Here is a 9247-nt window from a genome sequence, read left to right as displayed (position 1 = left end):
CGCCCAGGCGCTGTAACCGGTTTTCCTTGGCCCGCTCCAGCAGGTCCTCCCCGGACCAGTCATCCTCCAACGCAACATCCGCGACCTGGACCAAGGCGTTCAGTTTCGTCATGGCGTCCGCGAGCGAGCCAACCACCACACCCACTGGCCCCGCAACAGCCCCGGAAACGGCAGCCGGAACCGGGCCCGTCCCGTCCCTCTCTGGAGCTTCCTTGCCGTCCATAAAACCAGCATATGCAGGGGGTACGACAATTTCCGACGGGACGGGGGCTATGTGCATAACCATCAGAAATCGAGCATTATCGGGCCTGTTCCAGTCCAGCAAGGCTGGTCCGCATGGTGAGTGTTTAAGGATGGCAACTACTGCTTACTAGTGCGCCCCTCACTGGTGACGGCCACCGAAGCCGCAGCCGCCGTCGTCCGCTCTCGGGCAGCCGTTTTGGGGTTGCGCCCCTGACTCCGGTACCCTATTCAGGTTGGTGACGTGTCCGAGCGGCCGAAGGTGCAACACTCGAAATGTTGTTTGGTGTAAAAGCCAACGTGGGTTCAAATCCCACCGTCACCGCCAGTGAGCAAGGCCCTGATTCCTTTACAAACAGTGGGAATCAGGGCCTTTCTCTATAGCGGGGGTCAGGCAAGGAATCCGGGCTAAGGTACCGTCACTTGCGTTTGTTGCGAGCCAAGCCGGCAAGGGCCGCCAGGCCAATCAGCACGCAGAGCGCCCCCAGGAAGCCGCCGAAACCTCTACCCATCGGCCCGGCGATCAGGACTAGCCCAAGGCTGAGGCCGGCCGCACCTCCGCCCCGCCGCCAGGCATTTATGGCTCTTGCATCCGCCACCCGGGTCGAAACCCCATATTTACGGGGCACTCCCCTGGACTTCGGCGGGTCCGGATTTGTGCGCGCGGGTCCGTCGACGACCCGCCCGGCCTGGTCAATCCAAAACCCGGGCCCTACCTCCGGGCAGTGCGCATGCACTGCGTCACTAACGGTCGCGAAGTCAGCCGGTTGGCCCCGGTACATTATCTGGGAAGCCGCATGTCGAAATCCACTTGTCCGGATGTCCGGACGGCATCGTAGCGAATCAGCCGCACCGGCCGCCGCAGCCACCTTGACGGCTCAATCACAGCCGTGGCACGTACAGCAACGACGATTTCCGCAGGTTCAGGCACGGGACGATTCCTCCACGACGGTCAGCGGCACTTACGAGAGCTTGACGAGGAACTGGTTGTAATCGGCAGCGTTGAAGTTGGCCACGATCATGCTCGACGGGTTCGCGTGCTCGACGGGCATTTGGAGGATCACTTTGTCGGTTACAGAGAAGCCCTTCTCGGCAGGAGGCGCAGTCGACTCGCCCTTGGGCAAGGTGGATACGTTGTTAAAAGTGGTCCCGTATTCGTCATCAGTACCGAAGGTCCCGTCCCAGTTCTTGTTCACCACGGAGAACTGTGTTCCACCCTTTTCGGGCTTTGTACCGTTGTACTTCCAGGTTGCCGTGAACGTCACCCAGGTGTTGCCCGGATCCGGCGCCACCTTGGAGGCAATGCTGTCCATGGCCTTGATCTCGGCGTTCGCATCGAGATTGACGCTGTCGATGACCAAGGACCAGTCGCCGTCGGTCATTTCTTCACCGATACTGTATGGGTTTGCCAGTGTCCCCTCCTTATCGCCCTTTGGCCAAACCGGTTCAGGCGTGGGGGCGGCTGCAGGCGCCGTGGCCGGTTCGGCTGCCGGCGTTTCCTTGGCGGGGGACGCGCACGCGGAAAACGTAAGCAGTGCCGCCAAAGCGAGTGCACCGCCGGCAAAAGTGCGGCGGAAGGAAGTAGAGCGGGTTTCTTTTACACGTTGCATGGTCTTTACACTATTCGATTTACAAACCGTCCGGGGGTCCCTACCCCACCGGCACGGGCGAAGCATCTCGGCATTGGTCGATCCAACGCCTGACGGTAGAGGCAGTGATTACCTGCCGACCCGGCGTCAAACAACGTCGATGATCCACAAAGTTTTGCAGCACTTAGTCAGCAAGCTACCCATCGCTAATTCCTCAGCAGAAGAAATTTTGGTCGATTTTCGCCGCGTCTCAGAAGTATCCCCGTCGCTCACTGCACAGCCTCCCCATCTCCTGATCGAAAAGTTTCTCGCATGGAACTTTTATGCTTTGAACGGCATCCCCTAAGTGTGCTCCATACGTTGCGCGACTGTGCGTCATTCGTGCCGGACCTGATGACATTCCGGAAGCTCCAGTGGCTGGGATTGAGCTGCGCAAGCCGACTGACTAATTCCCCAATTGCCAATAGAGACTGCTCCTACACAGACGGGAAGGCGCACGAACCTAGTCGACCAACCTATATTTCTGGGCAGTAGGAATGGCTTGCTGAATGTCCCGCAAAATCACACGCGAGTACCATCCGATTTCGAATTCGTACATACTTCCGACTTTGAATGAAGCCGCTATTGCATCTTTATTGTTAAATGTCACTCCGTTGAACACTGATATTTTTCCACAGTCCGTCGTTTCAACCAGGATTCCCGCGCTTGAGGCGGACCCTCTGGATCCACCAGAATTTGTGTTGGGCTTGACCGAAGTAACCTCACAGCGAACACTCTTAATTCCAACGGACTCCCAGAACGGCATAAGCAGTACAAAGAGACCAGCTAGGAGTACCAGCCCGCCGGCCAGACTCCAGTACCATTTCAACGTCGGCCTTCTGGCGGGCCCATCCGGATCAAATTTCGTCTTAGAAGTCATTAATCCTGCAAATAGTAGCAATCATTGGGACACGACTAATCGAGGCTTCCGCTTGTGCCAATTGGGGAGGCCTCGAACAGTTTCGTTTGCAAGCTCACCAGCACACCGGACCATATGCCGCGAAGGAGTGAGTCATCCAACTGCGATTTGCGGGACTCCCTGGTTGACGGTTCAAACTGTCTTTTTATTTCACCGATTGTGCCGTCCCAGCTCAGTCATCAATGACTGAGCAAACCATTAACTCTGGTATCCACCAGCCGCAAGAATCGCATTAGCCATAGTCCACTGAACCAAAATACAAATTAAAAGAAAAGCTACTGCGAGTACGTATCCCCGGATCCGGCCTGCTTTAGTTCGCGGATTCTTATCCGGCCTGCTTACCGCCCGCCATATACCGAAAATTGGTACTAAAACAGGAGCCATTGCAATTTGCATCGGGATACCATTGCCGCTTCGATTGTATTTTCCGTCATACGGCATACGCGTTTCCCAAGGTACATTCATAAAAACAAAAACAGCTATTCCAAGACACGCTAAAATGGCACAAATGCACATGAGACTCAGATTGGTGGCATCTTTCTTACTGACTTTGAGCTGGTCCGCACTGAAATTACTTCCATCAAAAGCGTCCGCAATACCGGAACCTTTATTTCCACTCACCACGGGCTCGCTCCAGTTCCTTGATTGACCACTTCGCCGCTGACAAACTTCACGCTTTCAACGATAGCTCCCACGTGGGCGCCCCCATACGCAGAAAGACTGTGCGTCATCCAACTCGGATTGGGAGCCATTTCTGAAGCTCCTGGGAAGTGGGATGTGGCCGCGCCGGCGGTACCGTCAAATAGCATCTCCGCAAGGCCGTAGTCCTCACCCGTTATAACGTTATCCAAGGCACCCCCGGCAATGGAGCCACCAGAAGCCACCGCATATTGAACCAGGTGCGACTCAAGTCGCTGAGTAATAGGCCCGGCCAGATATCCCGCTTGGGAACTCACGGCGCCACTGACGAAGCCGTTCGCGAAAGCTCCCATGCCGCCTCGGAGCGACCTTTCATCTTCTGTCAAGAGATACATTCCAGTGTTCCCCATACCACCCGAAACGCCGTTGGTGACTCCGGCCCGGACCATCTGCTGACCCGGCAGTTGGGACACGTAGCCTCCGGCGGTTGAGCTGACCCGGGAAATACCTGATGTCACTGCAGTTCCAACCCTCGTCCCCGCACTGGCAACAGCCGTTCCTGCCCTGCTCGCACCGGACGCCATGGCCGAACCAACCCTCGTACCGACGGCCGAGACCGCAGAACCGGCCCTGCCGGCATTAGCCAGCGCCGCTGAACCCGCACGTCCCAGGGCCGGCAGCACACGGGTACTCAAAGCTGTCCCCACGCGGCCGACACCCGATGCCACAGCACTGCTGACTTTGCCGGCCAACGGACCGGCAACGATTCCAACGGCACCCGTCAAAGCGACCTGGCCCCAATTCACGGAACCCGTGGTCGCCTTCTGGATAATCGTGTCGGCGCCCGCCCCAATCAGTGCCATGCCCACAGGTCCCCCCACGCCAGTGGCCATCAGCACGCCACCGGCAATCACCATGGCACCGCCGGCGAAATACTCCCAGTTATCGGCCATGAAGTCCCCGGCAGCCGCCATCGCCCCACGAGTGGAACTGTCGTACGCATTCAGCTCATCGTCCGTCAACGGCCTGAGCCCCGTGGGGTCCGTCGTGTTCAGGGGGTTGTTGCCCGCATACGCGTATGGGTTCCCATCCCACCCGGCACCAAGAACCGGAGCCAACGGATCCGTCGAAAGGAACCCACGGCTCGCAGGATCATAGGCCCGGGCGCCAAGCCACTCCAGCCCGGCAATATCCACACCGCCGCTGCCGGTCAGCGTGACGCCGGCAGGCAGCACACCCGCAAGACCGCCCGCGGCATTTCCAGGAATGGGATCCGGAACGGCCGGAGCCCCCACTACAGCCCACGGATCAGCCTGATCCGTGGGCCGTGCAGCCCGCCAGCCCGGAGCAGCCCAAGCCTCCCCCACACCCGTCACACCGCCCGCCAGCGAAAGAACCTGCCCGCCACCAATCCCAGCCAGCGCAGGAACCGGATTGGCCGTATCCCACCACAACTCACAACGGTCGACGGCGGCAAGCTCACCCAGCGCGTCAACCCACAACGAGTGCCGCGACACCTCAGCCCCGTCACGATCCCGAACCACAGAACCACTCAGCAGCCCGGTGGGACCCCACGCGTATTCGGTCCAGGAACCATCCGGACCAATCAAACGCGTCCGCCGGCCCAAACCATCATGGACATACTCGGTCCGGGACCCGTCAGGTTCCGTCACGGACAGCAACTGCCCAGCAGCGTCATAACCATAAATCCGGGATCCACCCGGGACCGTTTCACGCAGAAGCCGCCCACCGTCGTCGTACTCCCACGCCAAAACCTCAGCGGGGGACTCAGGTTTTCCGGCACGGTTGGTGGCGGCGGAGACCATCTGCCCGGCGCCGTCGTACCCGTACCGGGTGACCGCACCGGACCGCGTCAGTCCCGTGATCCTGCCATCACCATCGCGGCCGATCATCGTCACATCAGGGGCACCGTCACCCGACCGGTCACGCCTGATGTGCTCGGACAGCGCACCGTTGCGGTAGGCCCACTCCTGCACCAGGTCCCCTGCCGTTGCGGAAGTCATCCGGCCCGCAGCGTCGTAGCTGAAGGACGCCTCCCCCAGCAACGGATTACCAACAGCCGTGATCTGCCCGGCAGCATCACGGGCGTACGTTGTGGTGGTGCCGTAGGCGTCGGTGAAGCTGGTCCGGTGCCCGTCAGCATCGTATTCCCAGGACAGGCCCTGGGAACCACGGGTCCGGGAGGTCAGCCGCCCGCACCGGTCAAAGCCAAGCTCATGCTCGACGGCGAGCCCGTCCGGTCCGGTGTAATCGGTAATTACAGCGCGGCGCCGCAACAGGTCGCGGCTGATGGTGGAGATCAGCTTCCCGTCCACCGAGGTGCTGGCTTCACGGCCCGCGGCGTCGTAGGTCCACGTGGTGGTGTGGCCCTCCGCATCCGTTTGCGAGAGCTGCCTGCCGGCAGGGTCGTACGTGGCCGTGGCCACGCGGCCCAGCGGGTCCGTTACCGAATCGACAAGGTCCGTGACCGTGTAGGTCCTGGTGGTCACCCCACCCAACGGGTCGGTGATCCGGACCAGCCTGCCGCGGACGTCGTACTCGAACAGGGTCCGCCCGCCCACGCCGTTTACGGACTCAGTAAGCTCACCGGCGACGTTGTATTTGAACCTGCGGGTGCCGTACCAGGTGTCCTGTGAGAAGGTGAGCCGCCCGCAGGAGTCGTAGCCATAACGGGAAAGCCCCTGGCCCGGGGTGCGCCGCGCAATCAGCCGCCCGCCGGCGTCGTACTCAAAACTCTCCACCTCGCCCGTGGCCAGGGTCCGGGAACTGATCCGCTGGTTCGCGTCGTAGGCCAGCTCTGTGACCGCGCCGAGCGGGTCGGTGGTGCGCCAGGGACGGCCGCAGCCATCGTATTCGTACCGGGTGACGGCGCCACCGGGTGAGGTGACCGAGGTGACCTTGCCGGCGATGTCCCGGCCCAGGACCGTCAGCCCGCCGTTACCGTCCACCAGTTCCACCGGGTTGCCGGCGGCGTCGTACGTGACCAGCTCCGCGGAACCGTCAGCGGCTTCCAACTTGGTGGGCCGGCCGAACTCGTCAAAGCGGATGGTGGCGGCGCCAAAGGCCTCCGTCAGGGTCGCGGTGCCCGCTCTGCGGTCCGTGGCCGCGTCGGTGCGGACACCTGTCGGGTCCACCACCGCGGTCAGCGCGCCGACCTTGTCATATTCCCGGGTCCAGTCGTGTCCGGCCGGATCGGTAACGGCTGTCAGCCGGGAAAGCGCATCGTGTGTGAAGCCCCAGGCCGCGCCGTCGGGCAACACCGCTGAGGTAACGTTCCCCAGTTCATCAAAAACCCGCTCAACAGTCCGGCCCAGGGGGTCTATGGTGCGGATCAGTTCACCGTTCGCGGCGTACTCCAGTTCGGTCCGGCCGCCATCCGGGGCCACGGACGCCGTGACACGCCCGGCGGGATCATGCTCGAAGGCCCACACGGCCCCGTCCGGGTCCTCCCGACGGACCAGCACGCCGGCATCGTTGTAGCTGAAACGGGTTTCGGCGCCCGAAGGGGTTACCGCCTTCACCGGCCGCCCCGCCTGGTCCCGGACGATCCGGGCAACATCGCCCGCCGCGTTGCGGGTGGCCACCAAGTCCCCGAAGGAGTCGTACTCAAACCCGACCTGGACCCCCACCGGGTCGGTGACCTGCGCCAGCTGCCCGTCCTGCCACTCCAGTTCGGTGCGGCCGCCCAAGGGATCCAGGACCACTGCAGGATCCCGGGACAGCTCATCAGCGTACTCGTAGGACACCACAGCGCCCGAGGCAGTCACCAACGTGGAGATCCGGTCCCGGTCATCCCAGCCGTAGGTCAGGTCCGCTCCTTCCGCCGTGACGGTGCGGGTCTTGCGGCCCCGGTCGTCATACGCGTGCACCGTCACTGCGCCGTCGCGTTCGGTGAACGACACCAGGTTTCCGTGCGCGTCGTACGCCATCGACTGGCGCTGGTCATGGGAATCCAGCACCCCCACCAGGCGGCCCTTCGCATCCGCAATCCAGGAGTTGGAGCGGGTACCGTCCTCATCCGAGACCACAGTGACCCGGCCCGGCAGGTACGCAAACCGGACGCGGCGCCCGTGCTGGGTGACCTGCAGGACCACCCGGCCGGAGGCATCGTACGTGTTTTCCGCTTCCAGGACACCGGCGGCGGAATAGACGGCATCGATCAGGCCGGCCTCGTTCCACCGGTACGTCCTGGTGCCGGTCTCCGTGCCCACGCTGACCAAACGGCCATGGGCGTCGTATCCGTATTCGACCCGGCGGCCATCAGAACCACGCACGACGGCGGCGCGTCCCGCCGCGTAGTCAACTTCGAGGAAGCGGCCCCGCACGTGGTCAAGCCTGGTCACCGGGCCGGTGCCGGCGCCGTCGGCCGGTTCTTCCCGATGGACCGAAACAGTCCGGCCCGGCCCGGAACCAGTGCCCAGCCATGTGCCGGCAAGGCTGTGTGCCCACCAGGTGCCCTGGTTATCGCGGACCACCAGAAGTTCGGAGGTGCCCGCAGGCACGGAGCCCAACTCCGCAAAGGCTGCAGCTGCGGCGGGCTCGGTGGTGAGCCAGTAGTTCTCCCCCACACCCCGGCTCCACCCGGCGCCCTCGCGGGGGAAATCCACGGCGCGGCCATCAGCCATCACCCAACGGCAACCCTCATTGGACAGCGCCAGGTGCTGGTCCAGGACAGAGGCCCACCCGGGGCCAAACACCCCGTCCCGCTCCAGGCCGGAGCCAAGCGAGTTGTACATCCTGGCCAGCGCCAGGTTCGACGACGCACCGGCAAACGCCAGATCCGACTCCGGCTCGATGAAGTTGCCGGTGGCGGTGTTCACGGGATCGTTGGCGTACCCGCTGGTGGGCATGGCGCCGGCCGCTGTGGGCGGGTCGATCGCCAGCGAGGAACGCGTGGCGCTGACCCCGGCAGCGGCCAGGGCCTCGTTCACTGCCGCATCCGACACGGTGGAAACGGCACCCTCGCCGCCCGCGGCCGCAAAAGCATCCGCCACCGTGGTGGCCCAGATGGCATCGTTTTCATTGGCCTGCAGGTACCGGCGGTAGGCGCTGATCACGCCGGAGGCGTCGATGGAGCCCCAATAGCAGGCGGACGCGAAGGAAGACATCTGCCCGTCCAGTGAGCCCGGCTCTGCTGCCAGCGAATCGTCCAGGCCCCTGGACCCGGCAGCGAAGGAGCGCAGGTCCTCGGGCTTGGCCGAGGAGGTGCCACCGCCGTACCCGCCGCCGGGAGCCGGGTTGTCCCGGGAGCCCAGGTTCGCGGACGCTGAGCCGAAGGTAGGCGCCGGGCCGGGGTCGGCGTTGGGCCGTTCCTCCTCGCCAAAAAGCCAGTCACGGGCCTGTTCAAAACCGTTACGGTCGTTGTGTTCCCGGACCCATTCATTGTTCCGCCGCCGGCGGTCGTCTTCGTCGCGTGCGGCGTCGATCATCTGTCCCACGTAGCCGGCGACGGTCCGCATGGCCGCAGCCAAGGCTTCCGCGTCCCCGGCCGCCGTTGTGGCGTTTGCCGCGAACAGCTCCGAGAAGTGACCCCTGAACTCAGCTTTTGCCGTGGATACATACGAGGCCCGCGATCCGGCCTGCCCCTCAACCCGCGACGCCGCAGATTCGAAAACCGACTGCACACCTTCGGCCACGGCGTAGCTGAACCGCCCGCCGTTGGACGCATCCGACGCCGGCAACAGCGGCACCTCAACGAATTCGGTCACAACCAACGCCCCCCACTGAGCCAGAACAGAAACAATAATCATTGACAGGACAGAAAACGCTGACCTGCCCGGGACAAATCACCAGGCAGCGA

5 protein-coding genes and 1 tRNA gene are annotated in these 9247 nt (G+C 62.9%); 2 read left to right on the top strand and 4 right to left on the bottom strand.

Features of this window, described 5'->3' with window-relative positions:
* Positions 1-223, bottom strand: a 223-nt coding sequence (locus ACU18_RS05540) for a hypothetical protein (protein WP_157407581.1), incomplete at its 3' end; no start/stop codon positions are given.
* A gap of 255 nt (positions 224-478) precedes the next feature.
* On the opposite strand from ACU18_RS05540, the gene ACU18_RS05535 reads away from it, so the two are divergent.
* Positions 479-568: transfer RNA gene (locus ACU18_RS05535), tRNA-Ser, on the top strand.
* 634 nt (positions 569-1202) lie between these two features.
* Here ACU18_RS05535 and ACU18_RS19570 read toward each other — a convergent pair.
* The gene (locus ACU18_RS19570) at positions 1203-1850 is read right to left on the bottom strand and encodes a hypothetical protein (protein WP_157370944.1); all 648 of its coding nucleotides are present in this window, start codon (positions 1848-1850) and stop codon (positions 1203-1205) included.
* A 73-nt stretch (positions 1851-1923) separates the two neighbouring features.
* Here ACU18_RS19570 and ACU18_RS19565 point away from each other — a divergent pair, with 73 nt between their 5' ends.
* A complete protein-coding gene (locus tag ACU18_RS19565; RefSeq protein WP_157407578.1) occupies positions 1924-2175 on the top strand; it encodes a hypothetical protein in 252 nt (83 codons plus the stop codon).
* A gap of 810 nt (positions 2176-2985) precedes the next feature.
* On the opposite strand, the gene ACU18_RS19560 is transcribed toward ACU18_RS19565, so the two are convergent.
* Positions 2986-3411 carry a hypothetical protein gene (locus ACU18_RS19560; protein WP_157407575.1) on the bottom strand — a complete coding sequence of 142 codons (426 nt, stop codon included), beginning with the start codon at positions 3409-3411 and terminating at the stop codon, positions 2986-2988.
* Complete coding sequence (locus ACU18_RS05525) at positions 3405-9155, bottom strand: DUF6531 domain-containing protein (RefSeq protein ID WP_197273524.1); 5751 nt, start codon at positions 9153-9155, stop codon at positions 3405-3407. The genes ACU18_RS19560 and ACU18_RS05525 overlap by 7 nt, the downstream gene beginning before the upstream one ends.
* Between the last annotated feature and the right edge of the window lie 92 nt (positions 9156-9247).

It is taken from the genome of Arthrobacter sp. ZBG10 (assembly GCF_001238605.1).
Taxonomy (GTDB): domain Bacteria; phylum Actinomycetota; class Actinomycetes; order Actinomycetales; family Micrococcaceae; genus Arthrobacter.
Note: the sequence above shows the minus strand (reverse complement) of the source record. Positions and strands in the feature narration are given on the sequence as shown.